This is a genomic window from Escherichia sp. E13S3 (genome assembly GCF_004212325.1).
Lineage (GTDB): Bacteria > Pseudomonadota > Gammaproteobacteria > Enterobacterales > Enterobacteriaceae > Escherichia.
Map to the genome: position 1 here is coordinate 444,104 of NZ_RHJR01000004.1, position 14,625 is coordinate 458,728.

13 protein-coding genes are annotated in these 14,625 nt (G+C 50.2%); 6 read left to right on the plus strand and 7 right to left on the minus strand.

What is annotated here, in order from left to right; all coding sequences use genetic code 11:
- Positions 1 to 1,284: 1,284 nt before the first annotated feature.
- The gene (gene acrD / locus D9597_RS07400) at positions 1,285 to 4,398 is read left to right on the plus strand and encodes a multidrug efflux RND transporter permease AcrD (protein WP_064526280.1); all 3,114 of its coding nucleotides are present in this window, start codon (positions 1,285 to 1,287) and stop codon (positions 4,396 to 4,398) included.
- Positions 4,399 to 4,490: 92 nt separating this feature from the next.
- Here the strand turns inward: acrD and ypfM are convergent, their stop codons facing one another.
- Positions 4,491 to 4,550, minus strand: a complete 60-nt coding sequence (gene ypfM / locus D9597_RS07405; protein ID WP_001386977.1) for a protein YpfM — start codon at positions 4,548 to 4,550, stop codon at positions 4,491 to 4,493.
- A 378-nt stretch (positions 4,551 to 4,928) separates the two neighbouring features.
- Between ypfM and D9597_RS07410 the strand changes: the two genes are divergently transcribed.
- From D9597_RS07410 to D9597_RS07420, 3 genes are read left to right on the plus strand one after another with little or no spacing between them, the layout of a single operon-like run.
- Positions 4,929 to 5,285 (plus strand): ArsC family reductase, encoded by a 357-nt coding sequence (locus D9597_RS07410; protein ID WP_130207437.1) that lies wholly within the window; start codon positions 4,929 to 4,931, stop codon positions 5,283 to 5,285.
- Between the two features lie 3 nt (positions 5,286 to 5,288).
- Positions 5,289 to 6,416 (plus strand): succinyl-diaminopimelate desuccinylase, encoded by a 1,128-nt coding sequence (gene dapE, locus D9597_RS07415; protein ID WP_130214573.1) that lies wholly within the window; start codon positions 5,289 to 5,291, stop codon positions 6,414 to 6,416.
- A 27-nt stretch (positions 6,417 to 6,443) separates the two neighbouring features.
- The gene (locus D9597_RS07420) at positions 6,444 to 6,644 is read left to right on the plus strand and encodes a YpfN family protein (RefSeq protein WP_000383836.1); all 201 of its coding nucleotides are present in this window, start codon (positions 6,444 to 6,446) and stop codon (positions 6,642 to 6,644) included.
- Between the two features lie 97 nt (positions 6,645 to 6,741).
- Here D9597_RS07420 and ypfH read toward each other — a convergent pair whose 3' ends face one another.
- The 6 genes from ypfH to dapA form a co-directional block, all read right to left on the minus strand.
- Positions 6,742 to 7,440, minus strand: coding sequence for an esterase (gene ypfH / locus D9597_RS07425; protein ID WP_130222011.1), 699 nt, complete (start codon positions 7,438 to 7,440; stop codon positions 6,742 to 6,744).
- Positions 7,441 to 7,513: 73 nt separating this feature from the next.
- Entirely contained in the window at positions 7,514 to 9,529 is a 2,016-nt protein-coding gene (gene tmcA, locus D9597_RS07430) for a tRNA cytosine(34) acetyltransferase TmcA (protein ID WP_130222012.1), read from the minus strand.
- Positions 9,530 to 9,543: 14 nt separating this feature from the next.
- Positions 9,544 to 10,407 carry a neutral zinc metallopeptidase gene (locus D9597_RS07435; protein ID WP_130214579.1) on the minus strand — a complete coding sequence of 288 codons (864 nt, stop codon included), beginning with the start codon at positions 10,405 to 10,407 and terminating at the stop codon, positions 9,544 to 9,546.
- A 167-nt stretch (positions 10,408 to 10,574) separates the two neighbouring features.
- On the minus strand, positions 10,575 to 11,288 hold the full coding sequence (gene purC, locus D9597_RS07440) for a phosphoribosylaminoimidazolesuccinocarboxamide synthase (RefSeq protein WP_001295467.1): 714 nt from the start codon (positions 11,286 to 11,288) through the stop codon (positions 10,575 to 10,577).
- A gap of 211 nt (positions 11,289 to 11,499) precedes the next feature.
- Positions 11,500 to 12,534: an outer membrane protein assembly factor BamC gene (gene bamC / locus D9597_RS07445; RefSeq protein WP_130207447.1), complete on the minus strand. Its 1,035-nt coding sequence runs from the start codon at positions 12,532 to 12,534 to the stop codon at positions 11,500 to 11,502.
- A 16-nt stretch (positions 12,535 to 12,550) separates the two neighbouring features.
- Complete coding sequence (gene dapA / locus D9597_RS07450) at positions 12,551 to 13,429, minus strand: 4-hydroxy-tetrahydrodipicolinate synthase (RefSeq protein ID WP_130214581.1); 879 nt, start codon at positions 13,427 to 13,429, stop codon at positions 12,551 to 12,553.
- 146 nt (positions 13,430 to 13,575) lie between these two features.
- Here dapA and D9597_RS07455 point away from each other — a divergent pair, with 146 nt between their 5' ends.
- Together D9597_RS07455 and bcp are read left to right on the plus strand one after the other, a co-directional pair.
- Positions 13,576 to 14,148 (plus strand): glycine cleavage system transcriptional repressor, encoded by a 573-nt coding sequence (locus tag D9597_RS07455; protein WP_130207451.1) that lies wholly within the window; start codon positions 13,576 to 13,578, stop codon positions 14,146 to 14,148.
- Positions 14,148 to 14,618: a thioredoxin-dependent thiol peroxidase gene (gene bcp, locus D9597_RS07460; RefSeq protein WP_130207453.1), complete on the plus strand. Its 471-nt coding sequence runs from the start codon at positions 14,148 to 14,150 to the stop codon at positions 14,616 to 14,618. The genes D9597_RS07455 and bcp overlap by 1 nt, the downstream gene beginning before the upstream one ends.
- Positions 14,619 to 14,625: the final 7 nt, after the last annotated feature.

Sequence of the window (14,625 nt, forward strand, 5' to 3'; positions counted from 1 at the left end):
ATAAACATATACTGCACGCAGCATAAATTAATGAAATTAGCGCAATATATCCCCTACCCATGACAAGCATTGAAAAATAGCTAAAGCATTCATCAGAGTAAAATATTTTTTATTTTTTGCGCTAACGCACCCCAACCATTGATATTTAACCAACGACTTAAATTCATTATCATCAACCAGTTATTGATTAGTTGTTTCTATATTAATTTTTCATCTGCCGTTCACTAACCAATAGTAAGCCACTGTTACCCGCCTGATACAATGTGTCAAAAACAGTCTTCATGACGCTTTGAAAAATGAAAAAAAATCCAATAAAATCAATAAAATACAAACAATATGATTATTTTTCACATGCCTATAAAATACATGCAACACAAAAATAAATAAAAAAACCATTACAACCCATGCCAATATACTTTATTAGCAATAATCTACCATGAGCGACAAACCCTCCAGAAAATAGATATTAAAAATAGTGACATTTTATTTAAATAAAGTCATATAGTTTTTATAGATCGATCTATCTGAAGAATAATTCACGTAGTGCTTATGAAGATAGCTGAAATACTTAAAAAGAAAGCTAAAAACATTTACAGCATTACTTACCATATGATTTTTAACCAAAAAAAATATGCTTTCCATCTTAAAAACCACAGAGGGAGAAGATACCCGACGTTGATTCATAAGAAAGGGAGCAAGCCATTTTCGTATAAAATTATAAATATCAAGAATACTTCCACACAAACAAAACACAAGAATCATACATAGCATCAATTTAATATCTCTATATATTCATATAAATATTAGCAGGAGTCGTAAAATAGTGTTTAGTATGTTGATGGTTGTCAGAAAAAACGAGCTGCTTCCTTACCTATTGCAATGAACCAGGCAAACAAGATGTTCGCTTTTTGCAAACTCTCCGGGCAAAACGATGCCCGGAAACTATTCCGTTAAGAAGAATTTTTGTTAACATCCTGCTGTGGCTTTACATTTGTAAAAGATGCATTTTAGCTAACAGGATTCGAATGATGTTCTTTCCGGCGATGGTCAAATAAAAAATGACTATGTTTTTTATTACAAATCAATAGATTGAGAACACTACTCATTCAGACACTGCAATGGAAAGAGATAGCTGTCGTCACTTTGCGCTTATGCAAACCTTGCTACCGAGTGCTGATAATTTACATTATCTCCTTTTTTTCTCCACGATTGGCTCGTACCTTGCCGCTACAGTGAAGCAAGGCATGCCCATAACGATACGCAGAACTACGAGGTCCTCTTTTAATGGCGAATTTCTTTATTGATCGCCCCATTTTTGCCTGGGTGCTGGCAATTCTGTTGTGTCTGACAGGAACCCTGGCCATTTTCTCATTGCCCGTTGAACAGTACCCGGATCTCGCGCCACCGAATGTGCGAGTGACCGCTAACTATCCTGGCGCGTCAGCCCAGACGCTGGAAAACACCGTAACCCAGGTTATCGAGCAGAATATGACAGGCCTCGATAACCTGATGTATATGTCATCACAAAGCAGCGGTACTGGACAGGCGTCAGTAACGCTCAGTTTTAAAGCTGGCACGGATCCGGACGAAGCAGTGCAACAGGTGCAGAACCAGTTGCAGTCGGCCATGCGTAAACTACCGCAGGCGGTGCAAAATCAGGGCGTGACGGTGCGTAAAACCGGCGATACCAACATTCTGACTATTGCCTTCGTCTCAACCGATGGTTCGATGGATAAACAGGATATTGCCGATTACGTTGCCAGTAATATTCAGGACCCGTTAAGCCGCGTGAACGGCGTTGGTGATATCGACGCTTACGGTTCGCAATATTCGATGCGTATCTGGCTGGATCCGGCAAAACTGAACAGTTTCCAGATGACCGCCAAAGATGTCACTGACGCCATTGAGTCGCAGAACGCACAGATTGCGGTTGGGCAGCTTGGCGGTACGCCGTCGGTCGATAACCAGGCACTCAACGCCACCATTAACGCCCAATCACTGTTGCAAACGCCAGAACAGTTCCGTGATATCACTCTGCGAGTGAATCAGGACGGTTCGGAAGTGAAACTGGGTGATGTCGCCACCGTCGAAATGGGAGCGGAGAAATACGATTATCTTAGCCGTTTCAACGGTAAACCAGCCTCGGGGCTGGGGGTAAAACTGGCCTCCGGTGCGAACGAAATGGCAACGGCAGAACTGGTGATCAACCGTCTGGATGAACTGGCGCAGTATTTCCCGCCCGGACTGGAGTACAAGGTGGCGTATGAAACCACCTCGTTTGTTAAGGCCTCCATTGAAGACGTAGTGAAAACTCTGTTAGAAGCCATCGCGCTGGTTTTCCTCGTCATGTATCTGTTCCTGCAAAACTTCCGCGCTACGCTGATTCCAACTATCGCCGTGCCGGTAGTGTTGATGGGAACCTTCTCGGTGCTTTATGCCTTCGGCTATAGCGTCAACACCTTAACCATGTTCGCGATGGTGCTGGCTATCGGCCTGCTGGTGGATGACGCCATCGTGGTGGTGGAAAACGTCGAACGTATTATGAGTGAGGAAGGACTCACTCCTCGCGAAGCCACACGTAAATCGATGGGGCAAATCCAGGGCGCACTGGTCGGGATTGCGATGGTGCTTTCTGCTGTATTTGTGCCAATGGCCTTCTTTGGCGGCACCACCGGGGCTATCTATCGCCAGTTCTCTATAACCATTGTTGCGGCAATGGTGCTGTCGGTTCTGGTGGCGATGATCCTGACTCCGGCATTGTGCGCTACGCTACTTAAGCCACTGAAAAAAGGTGAGCATCACGGGCAGAAAGGCTTTTTTGCCTGGTTTAACCAGATGTTCAACCGCAACGCCGAACGCTACGAAAAAGGGGTGGCGAAAATTCTCCACCGCAGCCTGCGCTGGATTTTGATTTACGTCCTGCTGTTAGGCGGCATGGTGTTCCTGTTTCTGCGTCTGCCGACGTCGTTCCTGCCTCTGGAAGACCGTGGCATGTTTACCACCTCGGTACAGTTACCCAGCGGTTCGACTCAGCAACAGACTCTGAAAGTGGTGGAACAGATCGAGAAGTATTACTTCACCCATGAGAAAGACAACATCATGTCGGTGTTTGCCACTGTCGGTTCTGGCCCAGGGGGGAACGGGCAAAACGTGGCACGAATGTTTGTCCGCCTGAAAGACTGGAGCGAACGCGACAGTAAAACAGGCACCTCGTTTGCCATTATCGAACGTGCAACAAAAGAATTTAATAAAATCAAAGAAGCTCGCGTTATCGCCAGTAGCCCGCCTGCTATCAGCGGTCTTGGCAGTTCCGCTGGATTTGATATGGAGTTGCAGGACCACGCCGGGGCTGGTCACGATGCGCTGATGGCCGCGCGTAATCAGCTGCTGGCGCTCGCGGCGGAAAACCCAGAACTTACTCGTGTGCGCCATAACGGTCTGGACGACAGCCCGCAATTGCAGATTGATATCGACCAGCGCAAAGCGCAGGCGCTGGGCGTTGCTATTGACGATATTAACGACACGCTGCAAACCGCGTGGGGCTCGAGCTATGTGAATGACTTTATGGATCGCGGTCGCGTGAAGAAAGTCTATGTGCAGGCTGCCGCGCCGTATCGCATGCTGCCAGATGACATTAACCTGTGGTATGTGCGTAACAAAGACGGCGGCATGGTGCCTTTCTCCGCCTTCGCGACCTCTCGCTGGGAAACAGGCTCGCCGCGTCTGGAACGCTATAACGGCTATTCTGCGGTAGAGATTGTCGGGGAAGCCGCCCCGGGCGTCAGTACGGGTACCGCGATGGATATTATGGAATCGTTGGTGAAGCAGTTGCCGAACGGCTTTGGACTGGAGTGGACAGCGATGTCGTACCAGGAACGACTTTCCGGTGCGCAAGCTCCGGCGCTGTATGCCATTTCATTGCTGGTGGTATTCCTGTGTCTGGCTGCACTTTATGAAAGTTGGTCAGTACCGTTCTCGGTAATGCTGGTTGTACCGCTGGGGGTTATCGGCGCACTGCTGGCAACCTGGATGCGTGGGCTGGAAAACGATGTGTACTTTCAGGTTGGCCTGCTAACAGTCATTGGTTTGTCGGCGAAAAACGCCATCCTGATTGTTGAGTTTGCCAACGAAATGAATCAAAAAGGCCACGACCTGTTTGAAGCGACGCTCTACGCCTGCCGTCAGCGTTTACGTCCGATTCTGATGACATCGCTGGCGTTTATCTTCGGCGTATTGCCGATGGCGATCAGCAGTGGTGCCGGTTCCGGTGGTCAACACGCAGTCGGTACTGGCGTAATGGGCGGGATGATTTCTGCCACCATTCTGGCGATTTACTTCGTGCCGCTATTCTTTGTGCTGGTGCGTCGTCGCTTCCCACTGAAGCCTCGACCAGAATAAGCAATAAAAAAGGCGACATACGTATGTGTCGCCTTTTTCAACTCTCTGATAAAGAACCTGACGTCAGGTTCTTTCATTTCCTGTTCTGGAAATTACTTACGAAGCATAACTTCGATAAAGTCTTTCCAGTTCCCCAGTTCACGTTCAATCATAACAACCTCTCTTATAATTATGGGTATTCTACGGAAACAATATACCGTGGTGAAGCTAATTTATTCGATTGCTGTGATTACTACCTCCGGGGCAAAGCCTACGTTAATACTATGGCCCTGTGACAGGGATTTTTATGTGATGAACAGCAACATTTCGACATATTCATACGGATTCTAATACTGAATTAATTCTGTTTAAAATACAAAAATATACCAAGAGGAACATTCTTAATAATGGCATTAAAATTGTTCACAACCATTTAATAATTGTTAAGTTAAATACCTTAATAATGTTATATTGCCTGATAATCATTTGCGGGAAATATGTATTGACCGTTAAATGATTAGTTATTCTTAATAATCGCAAAAGGATTCATTATGGTTACCCTTTACGGTATCAAAAATTGTGACACCATTAAAAAAGCACGTCGTTGGCTGGAAACCAATAACATCGACTTTCGCTTTCACGATTACCGTGTTGATGGCCTGAACAGTGAATTGTTGAACTCTTTTATCAATGAATTAGGTTGGCAAGCGTTACTTAACACCCGTGGCACCACCTGGCGCAAGCTGGACGAAGCCACCCGCAACAATATCACCGATGCGGCCTCCGCTATGGCATTAATGACTGAAATGCCTGCAATCATCAAACGCCCATTGCTCTGTGCGCCAGGGAAGCCTATGCTGCTGGGTTTCAGTGAATCCAGTTATCAGCAATTTTTCCATGAGGTGTAGTCTATGTCGTGTCCGGTTATTGAGCTGACACAGCAGCTTATTCGCCGCCCATCCTTAAGTCCTGATGATGCAGGATGTCAGGCAATCATGATCGACCGTCTGCAGGCAATCGGTTTTACCATTGAACGCATGGATTTTGCGGATACGCAGAATTTTTGGGCATGGCGCGGACAAGGAGAAACCCTGGCCTTTGCCGGACATACTGACGTAGTCCCCCCTGGCGATGCCGACCGTTGGATCAACCCACCATTTGAGCCAACCATTCGCGATGGCATGTTGTTCGGGCGCGGCGCGGCTGATATGAAAGGCTCGCTGGCGGCAATGGTAGTGGCAGCAGAACGTTTTGTCGCGCAACATCCCAACCATAAAGGCCGACTGGCGTTTCTGATCACCTCAGACGAAGAAGCCAGCGCCCACAATGGCACGGTCAAAGTAGTCGAAGCTTTAATGGCGCGTAATGAACGGCTGGATTACTGCCTGGTCGGTGAGCCGTCGAGTATCGAAGTGGTTGGCGATGTAGTGAAAAATGGCCGTCGTGGATCGTTAACCTGCAACCTTACCATTCATGGCGTGCAAGGGCATGTGGCCTACCCGCATCTGGCTGATAATCCAGTACATCGCGCAGCACCTTTCCTTAATGAATTAGTGGCTATTGAGTGGGATCAGGGCAATGAATTCTTCCCGGCGACCAGTATGCAGATTGCCAATATTCAGGCGGGAACCGGCAGTAACAACGTTATTCCGGGTGAACTGTTTGTGCAGTTTAACTTCCGCTTCAGTACCGAACTGACTGATGAGATGATCAAAGCACAGGTGCTTGCCTTGCTGGAGAAATATCAACTGCGTTATACGGTGGATTGGTGGCTTTCCGGGCAGCCATTTTTGACCGCGCGCGGTAAACTGGTGGATGCAGTCGTTAACGCGGTTGAGCACTATAATGAAATTAAACCGCAGCTACTGACCACAGGCGGAACGTCCGACGGGCGCTTTATTGCTCGCATGGGGGCGCAGGTGGTGGAACTCGGGCCGGTCAATGCTACCATTCATAAAATTAATGAATGTGTGAATGCTGCCGACCTGCAGCTACTTGCCCGTATGTATCAACGTATCATGGAACAGCTCGTCGCCTGATGAGTCGTTCTGTAAGAGGAAATAAGCATGGACTGGCTGGCTAAATATTGGTGGATTCTGGTGATTGTCTTTTTGGTGGGCGTCCTGCTGAACGTGATTAAAGATCTCAAGCGCGTCGACCATAAGAAATTTCTCGCCAACAAGCCGGAGCTTCCCCCGCATCGTGATTTCAACGATAAGTGGGACGATGACGACGACTGGCCGAAAAAGGATCAACCGAAGAAGTAAGCTGAGGGGCCGGATAAGGCGTTAACGCCGCATCCGGCAACGGAGAACAATGCCTGATGCGACGCTCACGCGTCTTATCAGGCCTACGCAGCTGTTATTACATCATTTCAATTACATCATCATCGCCAGGCTTACCGCCACTTAGCGCTTCGTCGAAATAATGTTTCGGAATGGTATAACGTAAGTGATCCAGGGCAAATTGCATACTGCGATTGTCGATCGCATGGCCTAAATCCTCCACGATATCCAGCGTCACATCACCACCGGCACTGATTAACGCTTCCTGCGCCGCAACCGCATGCGCCAAATCGATAACCGGATCTTCACCACCATGAATCAAGTGAATTGTCGTGGCTGTAGACGCGGTTTCCGGCAGGCTGGCATAGCGTCCGTTAAAAGCAATGACGCGTGAGGCAAGGCCAGGCTCGGCTTTAATACTCTCCAGCGCCATAATCGCGCCTTGTGAGAAACCGATTAGCGCCGTGGCGTTAGCCCCTACTCCGCTCTGTTTCTGCCAGTAGCGCACCGTCTCAATAAACGTCGGCATGATGGCATCCACACGCGCCTGGCGGTTTTCTTCCGTTATGCCCTGCACCGAAAACCACTGACGCCCCGCCGGATTACCGCTCGGCTCCGCGCCACCGACACTCACCACCAGCGCATCCGGGAACAGCGGTGCAAACCAACTGCCGATCTCCCCCATCGCTACGGGGTTATCGCCGACACCGTGAAAAAGCAGCAACAGCTGTTGCGCAGGTTTATCCGGGCTTTGAACAACAAAATGGTCATGTTTCATGGCGAACTCCTTAACTGATGTCATTAATTTTACGCCGCTGACTCACAATGACCATGGGATAAAATTGAAGGAGTCAGTGAAAAAATTGCCATTGCGTTATGCGATCGCGCAGGCGCTCAGTGCGGGCATCATCAAGTACGAATAGCGCCTGTGCCGCCTCTTCACGCTGACGAGCCAACAACGCCTTACGCCCCGAAAGTTTAAGTGTGGTACATAACTGTGCGTCGCTAACGTTTTTCTGCAAGCACCCACGCAGCGCTGGTAATGTCAGTTCGCTGATTTGTAGCAGACGCATTAAACAGCCTAATGACGTTAAAAGCGGACGATGAGCGAAAGCAAAACCAGCCAGTTCCAGCCAGTCGCCGTCAGTAACCACGATATCGTTAAGCGGATCGACTGGAATAGTTTCGCCATTCCACTGCGCGATAATTTGCGCATCGCGGCGTAAACGAAAATGCTCACGTTCTGCCAGTTGTTTACCCGCTTCGCTAATCGGTAACAACGCCATCGCCGTATAGCAACCGCTGCTGGCTTCGCGATGATTACCCATTCGCACCAGCACAAAACCACAGCGTTGCCAGAAACGCCATAATTCCTCGGTGTAGCCAAAGCTTACCGAAAGGTAGTCGAGGCCAGGCGTATATTGCAAAGCGCTGGCAATGAGGTGTTGCCCAACGCCTTCGCGCTGACGCGCCGGATGGACTGCAATCCGGCTGACCCGCCGTCCGCGCAATGTCGCCGCCTGTGGATTGCTGCCGTGCGCCGCCAGCGACTGGGCCACCAGATTACCCCGCGGGCGACGAAAACCCGCCCATACCGCCTGACTGAGTTTTTGAGATAATCCGCCCTCATCCACCAGCCACAGCGCCCCGGCAATCTCGTTGTCGCCAGCCGCCTGTAAAAAATGTTGCCCTGGTGCATCCATCATCCGGCGTAAATCCAGCGGCGAGGTCCGGTAGTGCGCACCAGACAATAGCTGATATACCTTTAACGGCGTTTCTGGTTCGCTTCGCCATAACGTCTGTTCAAAAGCAGAAATGACAATGTCACCTTGTGGTTCGTGAGTGAAGTTTTCGTCGTCAAAAACCAGTGCCTCACTGACTATTTTTTCCAGCGGGCATCCCTGCGCCCAGCGGATCGGCTGTTGCAGTTCAAAACGGTGTAAATGCGGAAAGCGAGCGCAAAATTTCAGCAAAAAACCACGTCCGGTGCCTTCATAGCCCTGTACCGTTGTAGTTAACAAAGTGCGTGAGAAACGCGATACCAGTTGATGCAACAACGGCGCAGGAATGGCTGCAGCTTCGTCAACCACCAGCCAGTCAGCTTTTTCATCACTGGCTAATAAGGCATCTGGCGCCACAAAGCGATACTTCTCGCCCGCAAACTGCGCCAGCACATCCGTTGCAGCCTTCGCAGGTGCTGTAACAATCGCACTGCCAGAGATACGGGAAATGAGTTGCCCCGCCAGCGCCGACTTACCGCGCCCGCGCGCAGCAGTTACCGCAGCCACGCCCGGCGGCATGGTCAGCAGTTGCTGTAATATGTGCTGTTGTTCTGGTTGCGGCTCGCCAGTAGCAGGACGCCAGTCTGAATAAGGAGCAAAATGTGCCAACCTGAACGGCTGATTTTGTCGCCAGAGGATAGCGTTGTTATCCGCCGCAAGTACGCGTTTGAGATGTTGGACAAAATGCGGAGTCGCAATAGGACCAGGGCAATCACTCCAGCGCAGCGAATCGACATCAGGATGGTTTTCCCATTCTTCCCACGCGGGGAGCAACAACACCAGCCAGCTTCCCACTTTCAGCGTTCCGCTAAGTGCCGCAAAAGCGGCGGCATCAAAACCCTGGCGGGCGTCGAATACCGCATGCTGGAACTCGCGCCCAAGTAAAGTTTGTAGCGCTGATGGCGGACAGTGGTTTTCAGAAGCTGGCTGCGGCGAAACCCACAGCCAGTCGCCCGGTAAGGCATCACGCAACTTAAGCGCATACTCACCGCACCAGCGTCCTTCGCCGCTCAACACTAACAAGCGGCGAATCCCTTCGCGTTTCATTTGCGCTGTTAATGTGTGAAGCGCAGTCAGTTCAGCCATCCCTGCCCCGGAAGTTAAATGCTTTTACCAAAAGTATTGCATTGTGCCGGATCGCCGCTGTCGAAACCACGTTTAAACCAGCTGTAGCGTTGCTGAGATGTACCATGGGTAAAGCTGTCTGGCACCACCTGCCCCTGACTTTGCTGTTGTAAACGGTCATCGCCGATGGCCTGCGCCGCGTTCAGCGCCTCTTCCAGATCGCCGGTTTCCAGAACGCCTTGCTGCTGCATGCTATGCCCCCAGACACCGGCAAAGCAGTCGGCCTGGAGTTCCATACGCACAGATAAGCGGTTGACTTCCGCTTGCGTCGCGTTTTGTTGCAGTTGACGGACTTTCGGCTCGATGCCTAACAGTTTCTGCACGTGATGACCGACTTCATGGGCGATAACGTACCCTTGAGCAAAATCACCATCCGCGCCCAGTTTGTCTTTCATGTCATCATAGAAGGAGAGATCGATATAGACTGTGCCATCCGCCGGGCAATAAAACGGTCCCATAATGGACTGCCCCGCCCCGCAACCGGTGCGAGTCATTCCACGGTACATGACCAGCTTCGGTTGCTGGTATGTCTTACCCATCTTCTCGAATTGCTGTCCCCAGGTGTCTTCCGTGGTTGCCAGAATCACCGAAGTGAATTTTGCCGCTTCGTCTTCATTTGGGCTAATTGAACGCGTTGATTGCTGTTGGGAAACGGGCTGCCCGGTCATCAATCCAGTTAAATCAACACCATAGTAGCCAGCGACCAACACAACCACCAGTAAAATTAACCCACCTTTACCGGTTGGTAGGCGAAAACCGGGACCGCCCATTGACGGACCACCGGAGCTGTTTCGCCTGTCTTCAACATTGTCACTTTCACGACGCCCTTGCCAGCGCATAGATACCTCAACAATATATTCATTATAGGAATGATCGTAGGTGGTTCAGGGGAAGATTACCACAGGAAAACGGGAGGAAATGATGGAGGAATGAGCGTTCAATGCACATCTTACGAGAGCGGTTGTCTTGCCGTGCCAGCAGCACGGCAAGACGATGAACAGAAAAATCAGTCCAGCTGTACACCCAGGCGGCGGGCGACGGCTTCATAGGCTTCGATCAGGCCACCGAGGCTCTGGCGGAAACGGTCTTTGTCCATTTTCTCCAGCGTTTCTTTGTCCCACAGGCGGCTACCGTCCGGGGAGAACTCATCACCCAGTACCACTTCGCCTTTGTACAGACCAAACTCCAGCTTGAAATCGACCAGAATCAGACCGGCATCGTCGAACAGTTTTTTCAGCACGTCGTTCGCTTTGTAGGTCAGCTCTTTCATGCGCGCCAGGTTCTCTTTGCTTACCCAGCCAAAGGTTTCGCAGTAAGATTCGTTGACCATCGGATCGTGCATGGCGTCGTTTTTCAGGAACAAATCGAACAGCGGCGGGTTCAGCTCAATACCTTCTTCGATTCCAAGACGTTTCACCAGAGAGCCAGCAGCACGGTTACGTACGACACACTCAACCGGCACCATATCCAGTTTTTTCACCAGACATTCGGTATCAGAGAGCAGACGCTCCATTTGAGTCGGGATACCCGCTTCAGCCAGTTTGCTCATAATGAAGTAGTTGAACTTGTTGTTCACCATACCTTTGCGATCAAACTGCTCAATGCGCGCGCCATCCCCTGCTGACGTATCATTGCGGAATTCGAGCACCAACAGGTCCGGGTTTTCCGTGCTGTATACGGTTTTCGCTTTACCACGATACAACTCAGCTTGCTTTTGCATCTTTATCACTCCTGGGTGTGAATTAACGTTTTAAAATCTTTTGCTGTCTGGTGTGCCTGTCGTTTTGTCGGCTGTACCGTGAACACCTTAACCGACCTACGCCGACAAACAAATTTCGTGCGAATTAACGCTAAAATCGCGTTTTTCTGCTGACGCACACGTTTGCGTATCATATCAGAAAAAAGGGCCGGATGACTCCAGCCCTGTATTTTTACTTGCTAAACGCAGCCTGGAAGACAGATACCAGTGCGTCGTTTTGGCTTTGTGTCAGCGTATGACCTTTTGGATCAATAAACTGTAAGCTGCTGCGGTTATCTAAATCACCGACCTGCAGTTTGTAGTCGCCGGATGCCAGTTCAGGATCACGGGCGCCCAGTTCCTGCCAGTCGCTGTCAGACAGTGGCTTGTAAGTTACGGCCATGCTGCCCTGTGAACGAGTGCTGTCGGTCACTTTCATGCCCACTTTTTCCAGCGCAGCAGGCAGACGTTGCCATACTACGTTGAACGGACCACGCACGACCAGCATCGGTAAACCAGTGTCGTCAGCGCCGCTTTGTACATCCATTGTTGTGGAAGCACGGTTTTGCGCCGCATTAGCCGCGTCAGTGACGGATTTATCCAGACCAGCGGAAATGACGTTCATCATCTCAGCACTGTAACGCTGCATAGACGCCGCATCTGCAACCGGCTTGCCAGCCTGCTCCAGGTTCAGCAATTTCACCGTTACCGCCTGCTGATAACCCTGCGGTTTAACAGAGATTTGATAACGACCACGATACTGCTCGTCTTCGTCCAGACGGTTCCATTGTACCCAATCGGTGGTCAGCGTCTGACCGGCATCATCGCGTTGGGTAATGGTATAGTTTTTCGCCTGCAACACGCTAACGACCTGCGGCCACAGAGTATTGCCACGACCATTTTCCACCAGCAGCGAAGCGGTATCGCCCGTGAACTGGGTACGCGCGCCTGAAACCAGCGCCAGCGGCTGGGCTGGTGGACGAATATCTAACGCTTTGCCAACTGCGCCACTACCGTTAGTTACCGGAATCGCATAGTCGCCGGAGGTCACCGGCAAAATCATTCCTGCCGGGGCGTGAAGTTCTGCAAGCGGTGCCGCTTCCAGGTAGGCTTCATCGCCGCTCACCTGACGCTTATAACGTGAGTCCGAACTACAGGCTGCGAGTAAAAGAACAAGCGAAACACCCGCAACCTTCGCCAGGCGCGACTTTTGTACAGAGTAAGCCATCAAATCTCCCTAAACTTTACAGCAAACCGGCATGCTTAAGCGCCGCTCTGACCGTCTCACGACCACTGTCGGTGATTGGCGTCATTGGCAGGCGTAGCGTATCGGTCGCCACAAGACCCAGTTCCTTACATGCCCATTTCACCGGGATTGGATTGGGTTCGACAAATAGTTTGTTGTGTAATGGCATCAGACGCTGATTAATAACGCGTGCCTCGGCAAAATGCCCTTCTGCCGCCAGTTTGCACATCTGGGCCATATCTCGCGCTGCGACGTTAGCCGTAACGGAAATTACGCCATGACCGCCTAACTGCATGAAGTCCAGCGCGCTCGCATCATCGCCGCTCAGCAGAACAAAATCGTCTGAAACCAGCTCTTTGATCTGGTTTACCCGCGTTAAGTTCCCTGTTGCTTCTTTGATTCCGACAATATTTTTTACTTTCGCCAGACGGCCCACCGTTTCTGGTAGCAGATCGCAACCAGTACGGGACGGCACATTATACAGAATTTGCGGCAGGTCAGTATGTTCAGCGATGGCTTTGAAATGCTGATACAGACCTTCTTGCGATGGGCGGTTGTAATAAGGGGTTACCGTCAGGCAGCCAACAATACCGCTGTCGTTGAAGCGCTGCGTCAGGTTAATGGCTTCTGTGGTGGCGTTAGCACCGGTCCCGGCAATCACCGGAATGCGCCCATCAGCCAGCTCCAGCGTCATCATCACGACATCGACATGCTCGTCATGGTTCAGAGTGGCGGACTCACCAGTAGTACCAACAGAAACGATCGCCGAAGTACCGCTGGCGACATGATAATCAATCAGTTTTTTTAAGCTAGCCCGACAGACATTACCTTTTTCATCCATCGGAGTAACAATCGCGACAATACTTCCCGTGAACATGGGCCATCCTCTGTGCAAACAAGTGTCTCAATGGTACGTTTGGTATGGCATTAAAAGCAAGCAAACAGAACCGTTCTGATTGTTGTATGCATGTTTTTTTTATGCTTTCCTTAGGAACATCTCACCCCCTTAAAGGAATAACCAGTTTGACACTGTCATCGCAACATTATCTGGTGATCACTGCGCTGGGTGCCGATCGCCCAGGAATTGTGAATACCATCACCCGTCATGTCAGTAGTTGCGGCTGTAATATCGAAGACAGTCGCCTGGCGATGTTGGGAGAAGAGTTCACGTTTATCATGCTGCTTTCCGGTTCATGGAACGCCATCACCTTGATTGAATCAACGTTACCGTTGAAAGGCGCCGAGCTGGATCTTTTAATCGTGATGAAACGAACGACCGCTCGCCCACGTCCACCAATGCCCGCATCTGTCTGGGTTCAGGTCGATGTGGCGGACTCCCCGCATTTAATTGAGCGCTTCACAGCACTTTTCGACGCGCACCATATGAACATTGCAGAACTGGTGTCACGCACGCAACCTGCTGAAAATGAAAGGGCTGCGCAGTTGCATATTCAGATCACCGCCCACAGCCCGGCGTCTGCGGACTCAGCAAATATTGAGCAAGCGTTCAAAGCACTATGTACAGAACTCAATGCGCAAGGCAGTATTAACGTCGTCAACTATTCCCAACATGATGAACAGGATGGAGTTAATTAATGAATCCACTGAAAGCCGGTGACATCGCACCGAAATTTAGCTTGCCGGACCAAGACGGAGAACAAGTTAATTTGACCGACTTCCAGGGACAGCGTGTTCTGGTTTATTTCTACCCGAAAGCCATGACCCCCGGCTGTACCGTACAGGCCTGCGGCTTACGCGATAACATGGAAGAGTTAAAAAAAGCGGGCGTTGATGTGCTCGGTATCAGCACCGATAAACCTGAAAAACTTTCCCGCTTCGCAGATAAAGAACTGCTTAACTTTACGCTTCTGTCCGATGAAGACCACCAGGTATGCGAACAATTCGGCGTCTGGGGCGAGAAGTCTTTCATGGGCAAAACCTACGATGGTATTCACCGTATCAGCTTCCTGATCGATGCCAACGGCAAAATCGAACACGTATTTGACGATTTCAAAACCAGCAATCACCACGACGTAGTGCTTAACTGGCTAAAAGAACACGCCTGATTACTTT

Excerpts from the sequence above, each read along its gene's own strand:
- acrD (WP_064526280.1), top strand. The coding sequence starts at position 1,285 with ATGGCGAATTTCTTTATTGATCGCCCCATTTTTGCCTGGGTGCTGGCA.
- D9597_RS07410 (WP_130207437.1), top strand. The coding sequence starts at position 4,929 with ATGGTTACCCTTTACGGTATCAAAAATTGTGACACCATTAAAAAAGCA.
- dapE (WP_130214573.1), top strand. The coding sequence starts at position 5,289 with ATGTCGTGTCCGGTTATTGAGCTGACACAGCAGCTTATTCGCCGCCCA.
- D9597_RS07420 (WP_000383836.1), top strand. The coding sequence starts at position 6,444 with ATGGACTGGCTGGCTAAATATTGGTGGATTCTGGTGATTGTCTTTTTG.
- ypfH (WP_130222011.1), bottom strand. The coding sequence starts at position 7,440 with ATGAAACATGACCATTTTGTTGTTCAAAGCCCGGATAAACCTGCGCAA.
- tmcA (WP_130222012.1), bottom strand. The coding sequence starts at position 9,529 with ATGGCTGAACTGACTGCGCTTCACACATTAACAGCGCAAATGAAACGC.
- D9597_RS07435 (WP_130214579.1), bottom strand. The coding sequence starts at position 10,407 with ATGCGCTGGCAAGGGCGTCGTGAAAGTGACAATGTTGAAGACAGGCGA.
- purC (WP_001295467.1), bottom strand. The coding sequence starts at position 11,288 with ATGCAAAAGCAAGCTGAGTTGTATCGTGGTAAAGCGAAAACCGTATAC.
- bamC (WP_130207447.1), bottom strand. The coding sequence starts at position 12,534 with ATGGCTTACTCTGTACAAAAGTCGCGCCTGGCGAAGGTTGCGGGTGTT.
- dapA (WP_130214581.1), bottom strand. The coding sequence starts at position 13,429 with ATGTTCACGGGAAGTATTGTCGCGATTGTTACTCCGATGGATGAAAAA.
- bcp (WP_130207453.1), top strand. The coding sequence starts at position 14,148 with ATGAATCCACTGAAAGCCGGTGACATCGCACCGAAATTTAGCTTGCCG.